The 12,059-nt window shown below is 60.9% G+C and carries 5 protein-coding genes; 2 read left to right on the plus strand and 3 right to left on the minus strand.

Annotated elements, in window-relative coordinates; all coding sequences use genetic code 11:
* Together PSV43_RS23475 and PSV43_RS23480 are read left to right on the plus strand one after the other, a co-directional pair.
* Window positions 1-5,746: autotransporter-associated beta strand repeat-containing protein (locus tag PSV43_RS23475; RefSeq protein ID WP_300203490.1), on the plus strand; the 5,746-nt coding region annotated here is incomplete at its 5' end.
* Window positions 5,747-5,943: 197 nt separating this feature from the next.
* Window positions 5,944-6,846 carry a DUF4159 domain-containing protein gene (locus tag PSV43_RS23480; RefSeq protein ID WP_300203492.1) on the plus strand — a complete coding sequence of 301 codons (903 nt, stop codon included), beginning with the start codon at window positions 5,944-5,946 and terminating at the stop codon, window positions 6,844-6,846.
* 97 nt (window positions 6,847-6,943) lie between these two features.
* On the opposite strand, the gene PSV43_RS23485 is transcribed toward PSV43_RS23480, so the two are convergent.
* The 3 genes from PSV43_RS23485 to PSV43_RS23495 all read right to left on the minus strand — a co-directional run bounded on the left by PSV43_RS23485 (window position 6,944) and on the right by PSV43_RS23495 (window position 11,886).
* On the minus strand, window positions 6,944-9,889 hold the full coding sequence (locus tag PSV43_RS23485; protein ID WP_300203494.1) for a response regulator: 2,946 nt from the start codon (window positions 9,887-9,889) through the stop codon (window positions 6,944-6,946).
* A gap of 132 nt (window positions 9,890-10,021) precedes the next feature.
* Entirely contained in the window at window positions 10,022-11,077 is a 1,056-nt protein-coding gene (locus PSV43_RS23490; RefSeq protein WP_300203496.1) for a PA0069 family radical SAM protein, read from the minus strand.
* Between the two features lie 17 nt (window positions 11,078-11,094).
* Window positions 11,095-11,886 (minus strand): ParA family protein, encoded by a 792-nt coding sequence (locus tag PSV43_RS23495; RefSeq protein WP_300203498.1) that lies wholly within the window; start codon window positions 11,884-11,886, stop codon window positions 11,095-11,097.
* Between the last annotated feature and the right edge of the window lie 173 nt (window positions 11,887-12,059).

Below are 12,059 nucleotides of genomic sequence, written 5' to 3' on the forward strand. Positions count from 1 at the left end.
CGCGACCGGCAAGATTGGCTTCTCTGTTGAAACCCTCTCCAAGGGCGGTGTGCTCACGCTGGACAACAGCGGGGTGATCGGCAACGCGGTCAACAACCGTCTCGGTGGCAGCGTCGCGATCACCAGCACCACGCGCATTCTGAACTTCCAAGGCGGTACCCTGAACTATCTGGGCAACAACAACGCGACGGTCTCTGAAGCACTCGGCACCGTGACGATGCTGGCAGGTCAGAGCACCTTCAATCTCACCGCGAGCACCGGAGCCTTCGGCACGACGGTGAGCCTTGGTACATTCACCGCGCAGAGCGCCACGAACACTGGCACGCTCCTCATTTCCACCACGGGACTATTGGGTGGTGGTGCAGCAGGCAGCGGTCGCGTCAATGTCACTGCCACCACGCCTGGTCTGGTGGGCAGCATCCGCCCCGACATCATCGGCTCAGACAGCACCGGCACCGGTCTCGTCACCTCGGACGCCAACGGCTTCCGCCTCCTGAGAGCGGCTGACACGGCGCTGGGTTACCTCGCGCCGACTGGCAGCTACCTCGGTACGGCGGCTCCGGCTGCGATCACTGCGCTTGGCGGTGTCGTTTCCAATGTGCTGGCTGCTTCAAATGTGTTTGTGGCGCAGAATCTCAACCTCTACGCATCCACCACAATCAACTCGCTGACCTTGAACAGCGGCGGTGGTGTGACCTCCACCGGGGGTGGCGCAACGGTGAATTACGCCACGGGGCTTGCCTCTGGCTCCACGCTTTTCAATGCAGCCGGAACGATCAACACACTGACGGTGACCAGCGGGGCCGTGGTGGCCAAGACGGGCAATGCCGGCATCACCGGCGGTGCCATCACGCAGGGAGCGGCAGGCCTCATCTTCCATACTCTGGACACCCTCAATGTGAACGCCTACCTGATCGGAACCGGTGTGCTGGTGAAGGCGGACAGCGGCATCCTGAATCTGCAAAAATACAGCTACCTCACCGGTGCCACCTTTGTGAATGCAGGTGAGCTCGATCTGAGCGCAGGCACCAACACGCTGCTGGCCATCCCGACCTCCACGGTCCTCACCTTGGCAGCACTCAATCTCAACGGCGGCACGGTGGACCTGAAAGGCAACAATCAGGCGGTGGGCTCGCTGACGCAGACCAATGGCAACATCCTCCCTGGCGGCGCGGGCACGGTGACGAACACCGGCGCGACTGCCACGCTCTTTACGAATCCGAGCACGGCCACGACCACCTTCGTCGGCACCATCGCGGGGAACATCATCCTCGACAAATCGGGGGTCAATAATCTGGTGCTCAACAATGCCGACGGTCGCAATGCGAACATGATCACCAACATTCGCGGTGGTACGCTGACGCTGAAGGACAGCGGCACGATCTCCAACGGCGGTGACATCAATGCTTACTTCTCCACGCTGACGCTGGACAACGGTGGACTCTCCGCGCTGACTGCGCGCACGGGGGCTTCTGCCATCAATCTGATTGGCGGCACGCTGGTCTTCGGCAGCAAGCAGGGCACCGATGCTCTGGGCATTGCTGGCGGCGTCAATCTGCTCTCCGGTGCCAACACCATCACTGAGAACCTTTTCGGCGGCAGTCCCGTGGGCACCGGGGCCGCCGTCCTGACACTGGACAGTCTGAATCAAAGTGGCACCGCAACGCTGAACTTCACGGTGGCTGGCGGCATTCTCGGCACTGCGGTGCTCGGCATGAACGGCCTCGCTCCGGGCGCTGCGGCGTCCAATCCACAGATCCTCATCACAGCCGCTCCGACCTTGGTGAATGGAATCATTGGCGGCTGGGCGGTGGTGGGCGGCACGGACTTCGCCAGCTATCGCGCCACCATGGATCCAGTGACGGGTGCCATGGGCGTGGGGGCGCTGGGTCTCTCTCTCAACAGCACTAATCCATTTGGTGCTTACTCTGCCAGCGCACTGACTGCAGGATCGGCCATCGACAACATCACCATCGCGGCAAGTGTGGGCGCTGTCACCAGCCGTGCAATCAACTCGCTGCGCATCACCGCTGTTTCAACGGCCACGCTGAACACTCTGGGCGATGTGCTCAGCATCACCTCGGGTGGCCTGCTCACCAATGGCGCGCTCAGCGTCATCGCGGGTGGTCGCCTCACCGCAGGGGCGGCGACCAACACGGCCTCCTCCTTGTATGTGTACGCCAACAACACGGCCACCATCAACAGCGCCATTTCCAACAGCAGCAACGGCAACCTGCTCACGCTCGTGAAGTCCGGCTCCAGCACCACCACGCTGAATGTCCTGCCGACTGTCTGGACCACAGCCACCACCACCGCTTCGAACATCGTGACGCTGAACAGCACGGCAGGTCTGGCGGTTGGTCAGACGGTCAGCGCGGCTCTGGGGCAGACCGCTGGCGCAGTGATCATCGGCATCATCGACTCCACTCGCTACACCCTCAGCGCGAACGTAGTCGCCGGCAGCGCCACAGCCGCTGGTACGCAGTTTAGCCTGCCTTCCTCACAGGTGCTGACGATTGCCAACACCAGCATCACCAGCAACACGATCACAGTGCCCGCTGGCAGTGTCATCTATCCTGGTATGAGCGTCAGCCTGGCTGCCGCTGCTGCAGGCGGTGGTGTGATCACGGCCTCTGCCACGGTGGCCAGTGTTTCCGGCAACACCGTGACCTTGAATGGTTCGTTCACGACCCTTCCCACCGGTGCGGCCACGGTGCTCTTTGGAGCAATCTCCGCATCCACCGCCACCGCCGCCGTGGCCAGCACCACTTCCGGCAGCAATGTCGTGACGCTGGATTCATCCACCACTGGCCTCTACATCGGCGAGGTGCTCTCCGGCAATGCCAACATCCCCGGCGGAGCAACGATCACTGCCATCACCAGTCCGACGACGTTTACCATCTCCGCCCCCGCCAGCGGCACGGGCAGCAGCGTGGCCACGATCATTACCACCACGGCCACGGCTCCCGCCGCGCAGTCACTGGTCACAAGCACCACCAGCGGCAGCAGCAGTGCCACCATTTTGGGCACGCCCGTCTTGTTCACAGGCCAGGCGGTGCAGGGGAATGGCATCCCGCAAGGTACAACGATCACCGGCATCACGCAGGGCACGGGCGTGACGTTTGTCACCCTCTCCCAGAATGCGACGGCAACCGGTACGGCCAATGAATACTACGGCCTGCAACCAGTCGGCCTGGTCGTGACAGGAGCCACCCTCGGTTCCAGTGCGACGGTGACCGTGGCCAGCACAGCCGGTCTGGTGACTGGACAGAGCGTCAACGGCGCTGGCATCCCCGCAGGGACCACGATCAGCAGCATCACGGATGACACGCATTTTGTGCTCTCGCTTCCAGCTCTCATGAGCACCACCTCCGCACCTCTCACCATCGGGGCCCCGCTTATTGCCGCCAGTGGCAACATCACGGGCGTGGCCGCCAGCACCACACCGGGCTCTGCCATCGTCACCGTGGCCAGCACCGCCGGGCTCTATGTGGGCATGCCGGTCACGGAGAATCCCAACATCCCCGCCAATTCATTCATCACCGCCATCACGAGTGCCACGACGTTTACGATCACCTCCGGCACGGGTGTGACAGCCGGGACCAATGTGGCATCGACGATCGGTTCACCGGCCATCGGCGGATATTCCAACACCTATTCGGGACCCACCGTGGTCAATCAGGGCACGCTGACTTTGAGCGGTACGCTGGGCAGCATTCAGGTGCCGGGAGATTTGATCATCAACAACGCCAATGTCACGGAAACCACCAACGCAGGCCAGATCGCCTCAAGCAGCAATGTGACCTTCAACGGCAACGCTGGCGTGCTGACTTTGGTCAATGCCAACACCTTCGCCACTCTGACCTTCAACGGCACTGGCGGCGCGCAGGCCACGACGAACATCACCGGCGGCACATTCGTCCTCAGCGGCACGACGAATGCCATCACCGCAATCAACGACAATGTCGGCTCCACGCCGACCATCTCGTCTGCCACCATCTGGGAACTGGCCGGGGCGGACCGCACGATCACCACTTCCGGATTGTCGCCGATTGATTTGATTCTTAGCGGCGTCATCCAGAACGTCATGGGCGGCACACTCAGTCCTGCGGGCCTCATCAAGATGGGCAGCGGCTCGCTGGTGCTCAGCGGCGCGAATACGTTTAACGGCGGTTTGCAGTTGAATGAAGGCACGCTGATCCTCGGCGCCAGCAGTTCGCCTTCGGGTGCAGGCGTGACGCTCGTCGCCGGCAACACGGGTCCATTGGGCATTGGCACGCTGACCATCGCTGGCGGCACCACTCTGATGTCAGGCGGCGCTGTTCAGACCATTGCCAACAACGTGGTCGTCAATGGTAACTTCACCTTTGGCGGTCCGGTTGCCGGCAATGGCGTGATCCTCAATGGCACGGTCAATCTCGGCACCACCACGCGCACCATCACCGTCACCAGCCCGCAGAATGTTTCCACCCTCGGTGGTGCGGTGTCCGGCACAGGCGGCCTGAGCAAGGCGGGCAACGGCGTGCTGAAACTCAGCAGCACGGCCAACAACTACGGCGGCTCCACCACCATCCTCGGCGGTCTGTTGCAGCTCGGTGTGGCTGGCGTGATTCCAGATGGCTCGGCCCTCATCGTAGGTGCAGGCGGGGCATTCGATCTCAACGGGAAGAATGAAACGCTCGGCTCGCTGGCCGGAGACACCGCCACCACGGGCGGCTTGATCACCAATTCCGTCGCAGCAACCTCGACCACGCTGACCATCGGCGCAGACAACACCAGCACGACCTTTGCCGGCGTCCTCACGGACACCAAGGCAGGCGTGGCCTCCACCGGGAATCTGCTGCTGACCAAGACCGGCACGGGCGTGCAGACACTCACCGGAACAAACACCTATGCTGGAGCCACGCTGGTCACCGGCGGCAATCTGCAGGTCGGCTCAGGGGGCGTCGGTTCGGTCACCTCCTCTGCCTTCACGGTCTCTGGCACGGGCACCACGACCACCGTTTCTGGAGTCTCCGGCACACCAGCAACCACTTCCACGGTTTCAGCGAACCAACTCGCCGCTCCCACACTCTCCGGCACCGGGACCGTCGGTGCGGTGACTTTGGGCAGTCTCTCCACCGTGGGTGTCCTCCGTCCGGGAGATGCAGCGGGCAGCACTCCTGGCACGCTCACCCTCACTGGAGCGCTTACCGTCAATTCCGGTTCGCAGATCCAGTTCAGTGTCACTTCCAGCAACACCAATGCTATAAGCCTGGACTCCGGCTGGAGTTCGGACGTGACAGCCGCCACCTACCTCGGCACCCACGCCACGGCAGGAGCCGGCAGCACGCCCGATTCCATCTACACCCAGTGGAACACCGTCAGCGGCACCTACAGCTCGCTCAGCCTTGCCGGCAAGACTGTGAGTCTCGGGGCCAGCGCCGGGGGCACTCCCACCCTCCTGATTCAGACTGCAGGAGATGCCACCCTGGCCAGGGGAGACATCTTCAAGCTCATGGACTGGGCTTCGGTCGGATCCGGCACCGCTGGCAGCATCGGCACTCCCTCCGGCAGCTCCGCCTTCAGCACCGCGAATGATCTGGTCCTTCCCGAACTCAGCTCCGGCCTCTTCTGGGACACCTCCGCCTTCGCCAGCTTCGGGATCGTGGTCATCGTTCCGGAACCCGGTCGCATGGTGCTCATGCTCCTCGGCCTCGCCGCCCTCTTCCTCCGCCGTCGCAGGACACAGGCCATGCGCAGTTGAAAAAGATTCTGGAGGAGAGGGATCGTCCCGATCCCTCAACGCCCCGCCACACCCAGCCCTCCGCAATTCCTGCCTCCCGCCCATCCTCAAACACGCTCCCAAACCGGGGGATCAAGATGATCCCCCTCCGTGAGACAAGATCCATCGGGTGAAAAAGAAGTGCGCAGGAGTCTGTGACGAGCCACGTTATCAGACTCATGCGAAAACCTCGTGCCACCCCCGTTCTTCTCCTCACCCTGGCTTTGCTGGGCTGTGTCGTCTGGGCGGTGGAGCAGGGCAGGGAAGGCGGGCGTCCCACCCAGTTCGGGGTCAAGGATGGCAGCGTGCCTGAAGATCCGCGTGACACTCGTCGGGGCCAAGAGGAGGGCTACCCCACCTGGCCGGTGAGCAAAGAACTGCCCAATGACACCTTCACCTTCGCCCGCATCCGCTACAATTCGATGAGCCATGGCGGTCGCGGCTGGGGCAGGGGAAATCGCAAGTGGTCCACCGACTACCCGGATTCCGACATGAACATGTCCTACCGCCTCCAGCAGCTCACCTCGCTGCAGGTGAATCCGAACGGAGCCATCGTGGACATCGATGCCGAGCAGTTCCGCCATTTCCCCTTCCTCTACATGATTGAAGTCGGCGACATCGACATCACCGATGATGAGGCGAAGACCATGCGCGAGTACATGCTCAATGGCGGCTTCATCATGGTGGATGACTTCTGGGGCACGCGTGAGTGGGACAACTTTGAAGTGGCGCTCAAGCAAATCTGGCCAGATCGCAAGATGGAGGAGATCCCTTTGGAGCATGAAATCTTTCACATGGTCTTTCCCATCAAGGTGAAGCCGCAGATCCCGCACATTCGCTATGCCGAGTATGTGATCAAACAGGGCATCACCTATGAATTCGACAAGCCCGGCTCCGAGCATGTGCATTATCGCGGCTACTTTGATGACAAACGCCGGCTCATGATGGTTATCTGCTGGAACACCGACACCGGCGAAGGCTGGGAGCAGGAAGGCAGCGATCCGTGGTACTTCCGCGAATTCTCCGAGAAGTATGCGTATCCGCTGGGGATCAATATCATCTTCTATGCGCTGACGCATTGAGCTTCGAATTCACGGTGCTGGCGCGGGATTGCCAGCGCCCGTGCGAGGGAAGGATGCACGAGAGCGCTGCAGCTACTCGCCAAATGACGAAAGAGGACTACTCCAGCTCCTTCGCATACTCTAGGAGCGCCTCACGCAAATGAGCTATTTCTTCGGTCACGACGGCGAGGAGTTTGCCTGCCTGCAGGAGGTTTCCATTCCTTGTGCATTGAGTGAGGGCGGAGACGGCGTTGAAGGCGGGTGTGGCGGCGTAATTGCCCACCAGTCCTTGGAGGGAATGTGCGGCATGATGCAGCGCTTCTGCATCCAGTTCATGCAGGGCCAGGCAGGCATTGCCGAGCATGGGCTGCGACTCCTCACAAAATAGCCGGATCAGTTCCTGCATGAGCGGGACATCGCCAATGTTCTCGCTGAAGGTGTCGGCGTCAAAGACTGGCGCTTCACGACAAGCACCGAAGGGCAGGAGATCAGACTGGGGTTTCTCGCTGAGGCTGGCATATTTTTCCAGCAGGGGATAAAGCTGTGTCGAGTGAATGGGTTTGGCAATGTAGTCATCCATCCCGGCGGCCAGACATTGCTCACGGTCACCCTTCATGGCATTGGCCGTCATGGCGATAATGATCACATGGCGGTCGGTGCCGACCTCGTTTTGACGAATGGCCACCGTGGCTTCAAACCCGTTCATCTCAGGCATCTGAATGTCCATGAGGATCGCATCGAAACTCTTGCTGGCGAGGGTCGCCAAGGCCTCACGGCCATTGCTGGCCAGCGTGACCTGATGACCCCGGTCTTCGAGCATTTTGATGGCGACGAGTTGATTCACCCGGCCATCTTCCGCGAGCAGCAGGTTCATCGGCACCACGCTCTGCCGCCCCGGCATTTCTTGTGCGATGCCGGTTTTGTCATCGGCATTCAGCCCGCCCATGACGCGGCTGATCGTATCGAAGAGATCCGAATGCTTCACGGGCTTGGTCAGGCAGCGCTCATATCCCAGACATTCATCGCCGATTTCGGCGTTCAGGTTGCCACAGGATGACAGGATCAAAATTTTGGGCGCGCTGTTGCTGAATCGTTGCTGGATCTGGCGGCAAACCTCCGCGCCATCCATCTCGGGCATCATGTAGTCCAGCAGCATCAGCGGGATGGGCCTGCCATCGGCCTGCGCCTGCTCCAGGATTTCCAAAGCCTCGGGACCGCTGGCGGCAAGAACCGGCCTCAGCTCCCAAGTCTTCAGCATCTCTTCTAGGATCGTGCGGTTGGTCGCATTGTCATCCACCACCAGCACCTGGAAGTCGCGCAGCTTTTCAGGCAGCAAGCGCGCCTCATGCGCATTCTGGCTCCCTAGTTCAAACTGCGCGGTGAAGTGGAAGACGCTGCCTTTGCCTGGCTCGCTTTCCAGCCACATGCGTCCCTTCATAAGCTCGACGAGCTGCCTTGATATCGTCAGGCCAAGCCCCGTGCCACCGAAGCGGCGCGTCGTGCAGCTCTCCGCCTGCGTGAAGGATTCAAACACGCGCGCCTGCTTGTCCTTGGCAATGCCGATGCCCGTGTCAGACACCTGCACATGCAAGGTCACCTGATCTTCAGTCCGGCTCTCCACCCGCAGCTCCACCACAATTTCACCCCGTGGCGTGAACTTGATGGCATTTCCTACCAGATTCAGAATGATCTGTCTCAGGCGGCTGATGTCGCCAATCAGGCAGTCCGGCACGTCGGGCTTCACCAGATAGGCCAGTTCGATGTCCTTCTCCGCCGAGCGGATCGCCAGGGTTTGCAGGGTGTCCCCGATGGCGTCGCGCAGATCAAATTCGTGGCTGTCGAGGTCCAGCTTGCCCGCTTCGATCTTGGAGAAATCCAGGATGTCATTGAGCACCGTCATCAAGGAATCCGCCGACTGCCGCACAAGGTTCAGGTAGCCTCGCTGATCGACGGTCATGCGTGTGTTCAGCAGCAGCTCGGTCATGCCGAGGACGCCATTCATCGGCGTGCGAATCTCGTGACTCATATTCGCGAGGAAGGTGCTCTTGGCCTGGTTCGCCGCCTCGGCTGCTTCACGTGCCAGGCGCAGTTCGTCTTCTGTCTGAATGCGCAGTGTGATGTTTCGCGCCGCCGCATAGATCGCCGTATTACCGGCATTGGGCGCGGCGGTCCACTCGATCCACAGAAAGCTTCCGTCCTTATGATGGTAGCGATTGACGAAATTGACCAGGTTCAGCCCAGCCTCCAGTTGTTCGACTGCGGCCACGGTTTTGTCGCGGTCCTCAGGATGCACAAATGCGAGGAAGGGCTGGCTCAGCATCTCCTCCTCCGTGTAGCCCAGCGTCGTGCAGAAGGCCGGATTGATGCGTTTGAAGTAGCCGTCCATCCCGGCGATGCAGAGCATGTCCAGCGCCACTTGAAAAAAGGGACCCAGCCCGCTGCTGGCCTCTTCGGCCTCACGCTTGGCCCGCACGAGTTCGTCTTCCACCCGCTCACGCAGGGCCAGTTGCTGCTGCAGCTCCAGCTTGGTCTGCTGCAGCTCTGCCATGGACTGTTCCAGCAGAGCCTTCTGCGAGGCCAGTGCGGTGTTGGCTTTGTACAAGGCTTCTTCGGTCTCCTTGAGTGCCGTGATGTCTTTGGAAATACCACAGGTGCCGATGATGCCGCCATCGGCATCGCGCAGCGGGATCTTCGTCACCAGCGCCCAGCCCGTGCGGCCATCCAGCAGCCGCTTCTTCTCCTCTTTGCCGGTGATGGATTTACCCCGCCGCATCAACTCCTGCTCATCCTCCAGCGCCCCCTGCGCCAGGGAGTGCTCGAAGAAATCGAAGTCCGTCTTGCCGATCACCTCCGCGGGTTCAGCAGCCCCAAGATACTCAGCCTCAGACCGGCTCACCAGCACAAATGCCCCCTGTTTGTCTTTGAAATAAATCCGGTCAGGAATGTAGTCCAGCAGACAGCTCAGCAGCTTGTAGTGCTCCTCTATGCTGGATAAACTCGGCGCACAGAAAGCCGGATTGGCTCTGTCCGCCGGTGCATGGGCTGGCTTGGCGACGTCAGGCATTATCCACCTATTAAGCGCCCTTGGCAAAAATGGCAAAAAATAAAGTACTCATGAGCTTGAGCTCATTCTGGAAGCCATCGCCACGCCCCAGATTCCAGAATAAGCTAAAGCTCATGAGTACTCTAGCGATCCTCAAAACAACTCCATCTGCCCGCCAGGATCTCGCGGCCGCCGAAACGCCTCCGCATTCAACTCCGGCCTCCGATGCAGCATGCCAGCTCGTTTGATCGAAACCTTAAACAGCGCCGCGATCTGCTCCGACCACACACCCACGCCTTTCAGCCGCTTGCCAAATTCACCATTCGACATCGTCTTGCCCTGCGTCTCCTCGATGCGGCTGAGGATCTTGTCGCGCATGCCAGGATAGTGCTGATCAAGCCACTCACGAAACACATCCTTTACGGCAAAGGGGAGTCTTACCACCGTGTATCCCGCGAACTGCGCCCCGGCAGCGCGGGCGGCTTCAATAAGCGCAGGGATTTCGGAATCATTCAACCCAGGAATGATCGGCGCGGTGGAGACACCGACTGGCACACCTGCCTCATGCAGGATGCGGATCGCCTCCAGCCGCATCTTCGGCGATGACGCACGCGGCTCCAGCTTGCGGGCGAGATCGGCATCCAGCGTGGTGATCGAAATATAAACCGCCGTCGCGGAATGACGCGCCAGTTCAGCCAGCAGATCCACATCCCGCGTGATGAGGTGATTCTTCGTGATGAGCACCACCGGATGCCGGCACTCCGCCAGCACCTCAAGACAACCCCGCGTGATGCGCAGCTTTTTCTCAATCGGCTGATACGGATCAGTCACGCCACTCAGAGAAAGACGTTCCGGCTTGTAAGAGAGCTTGCTCAGTTCGGCCCGCAGCAGGGCAGGGGCGTTCTCCTTCACCATGATGCGCGACTCGAAATCCACCCCGGCGGAGAAGCCGAGGTACTCATGCGTGGGCCGGGCGTAGCAGTAGGAGCAGCCGTGCTCGCAGCCACGGTAGGGGTTTAAGCTGGCCTCGAAGGGGATGTCCGGGCTGGTGTTGCGCGAGATGATGCTGGACGAAAAATCGCGCAGAAACTTCGTGGCGACTTTCTCCGGCGCTTCACCGGGATCATACTCCACATGCAGCTCAGCGAAACGCTGGTCAGGATTGTGCGCGGCTCCTCGTCCACGAATGCCGGAGTCGGGCGTCTTCATGACACCGGGGCTATGGGTTAGGCGACGGCAGGAGCTTGCGCCACCGCACGTCTAGCCAGGAATTCATCGGCCAGTGCGCGATAGGCCACCGCACCACGACCCGAAGGCTCATACTCGATGATGCTTTTGCCAAAGCTTGGAGCCTCACCGAGGCGCACCGTGCGCGGGATCAGCGTCTTGTAGCAGGTCTCGGCGAAGTAATTGCGCACGTCATTGACCACCTGGTTCGCCAGATTGGCGCGACTGTCATACATCGTCATCACGATGCCTTCCAGCAGCAGGTTCGGATTCGCCCCGCAGTCGCGGATCTGCTGCACCACGTTGACGATTTTGGAGAGACCTTCGAGACCGAAATACTCGCACTGGATGGGGACGATCAGCTCGTCCGCTGCTGCCAGCGCGCCCGTCATCAGCACGCCGAGGGACGGCGGGGTGTCGATAATGGCGTAGTCGAAATGGCCGGAATCACGCAGCGGGGTCAGCACCTCACGCAGGCGGGCCATGTGGTTGCCAGCCTGGGCCAGCTCGATTTCACAACCGGCCAGCTCCTGATGCGAGCGGATGATGGAGAGATTCGGCAGGCGCGTGCTGCGGATGGCGAGGCGTGGGTCCGTCCCTTCCACGAGGGCCGAGTACAGGCTGCCGCCTTCTTCCTGGGCCAGTCCGAGACCGCTGGTGGCGTTCGCCTGCGGGTCGAGATCGACCAGCAACACCCGCACGCCGCGCTGGGTGAGGCACGCGGCGAGGTTCAAAGCAGTCGTCGTTTTACCGACTCCGCCTTTCTGGTTGGAAATGGCTACGATCCTCATAGTTACTTGTCACTGGACTTTGCAGATAAACCATGGGACACGCCAGCACGAAATGGAAATCACAGAGAAATGGCTCGGGGAAATCGGTGGATGGGCGGTGATGAAGTCCGCCCGCTCCTTGGTGGATGCAGGTCTGGCCGTCGTCACCAGCAGCAGTGACGGCATCATTCGCG

It is taken from the genome of Prosthecobacter sp. (genome assembly GCF_029946185.1).
Classification (GTDB): domain Bacteria; phylum Verrucomicrobiota; class Verrucomicrobiia; order Verrucomicrobiales; family Verrucomicrobiaceae; genus Prosthecobacter.

Excerpts from the sequence above, each read along its gene's own strand:
- PSV43_RS23485 (WP_300203494.1), bottom strand. The coding sequence starts at position 9,889 with ATGCCTGACGTCGCCAAGCCAGCCCATGCACCGGCGGACAGAGCCAAT.
- PSV43_RS23480 (WP_300203492.1), top strand. The coding sequence starts at position 5,944 with ATGCGAAAACCTCGTGCCACCCCCGTTCTTCTCCTCACCCTGGCTTTG.
- PSV43_RS23495 (WP_300203498.1), bottom strand. The coding sequence starts at position 11,886 with ATGAGGATCGTAGCCATTTCCAACCAGAAAGGCGGAGTCGGTAAAACG.
- PSV43_RS23490 (WP_300203496.1), bottom strand. The coding sequence starts at position 11,077 with ATGAAGACGCCCGACTCCGGCATTCGTGGACGAGGAGCCGCGCACAAT.